General features: G+C 55.2%; 1 protein-coding gene. It reads right to left on the bottom strand.

Annotated features, from left to right (window positions below; all coding sequences use genetic code 11):
• Positions 1–311 precede the first annotated feature (311 nt).
• Positions 312–1,256: calcium-binding protein (locus AC1DZU_RS35530; RefSeq protein ID WP_477292117.1), on the bottom strand; the 945-nt coding region annotated here is incomplete at its 5' end.

Here is a 1,256-nt window from a genome sequence, read left to right as displayed (position 1 = left end):
CCAAAACCGCCGCTACAACCCGCTCGCGAAGATCATTGGAAAGAGGTCGGGTCATCAGATGCTGGCCTCCATTCCCAGCCAGCATCTTGAATCACACAACCGACAAATCGGGAATCCCCTTCGATTCCATCAAAGCGTGAACCGCTCTAACCTTCGAGGCACTTCAATTCGAACGTCTCCGCCCCACGCAGCAAAGGGGTTACCGACTCGATGAGGCACGGAGATACGTGACCTAAAATAAATATGGCCAGCGCACAGCGAATTAACTGAGCGAACGAACACATCATAAAATTATATTTTGTAGCTCTATACTACAAAATAAAATCAGATGAATCTATGTTCAAATTGTTTCCTACCATTACGAGTACGAGATCTGCTATAGTGTCTCCGTTCACATCGGCTTGGACGATTGTATTGCTGCCAGATTCAAACCACGTCAATGAGTGTGCAATAATACTATTGTTTTGACCTCCAAACGTAAAAGCTTGATTGCCCCCCGCAGAGGTATTGGCATCAATTGCCGACACATCGATCCTGTCGGACCCATGCTGAAAGTCGTTGAGTGTATCCAAGCTCGATGGACTGCTATCTGCAACTGCTTTGAAGACAAATCGGTCGTTTCCAGTACCTCCGATGAGGATGTCAGCGCCGCCGCCACCATTGATCAGGTCGTCGCCGCCCAGGCCGGAGATCACGTTGGCTGCCGTGCTGCCCGTCAGCGTGTCGCCGAAGGCCGAGCCGGTCAGGTTCTCGAAGCCGGAGAGGGTGTCGCTGCCGGAGCCAATCGTGTTCTGGGCGGCCGCCGTCGCAAGGCTCACCGTGATGGCCGCGGTCGCGTGCTCGTAGCTCAGCGTATCGATGCCGGCGCCGCCATTCAACACGTTGTTGCCGCTATCGCCCTCGAGCGTATCGTTCTGGGCAGAGCCCAGAAGGCCCTCGATGTTGGAGAAGATGTCGCCTTCGGCATCGCCGCCATGAGCCACACTGGTCATTAGGCTGACATTCACACCAGCCACCGACGCCGCATAGCTGGCCGTGTCGGTGCCTGCAAGACCGACGAGCGTGTCGGCGCCGCCAGCCCCATTGAGGATGTTGTTACCGGTGTTGCCAGTTAGGGTGTTGCCATCAGCGTTGCCGGTGGCATTGATATTCCCAGTCCCGGTCAGGGTCAGATTCTCCACATTGGCCGAGAGCGTGTAGGTGACCGAGGACTGAACTCCGTCAGTGCCTCCATTCACACCCTCCGTTGTCACGTC

Source organism: Mesorhizobium sp. P2_A12, from assembly GCF_056405075.1.
The sequence above is the reverse complement of the archived record's forward strand: the minus strand, read 5'-3'. Positions and strand labels throughout refer to the sequence as shown.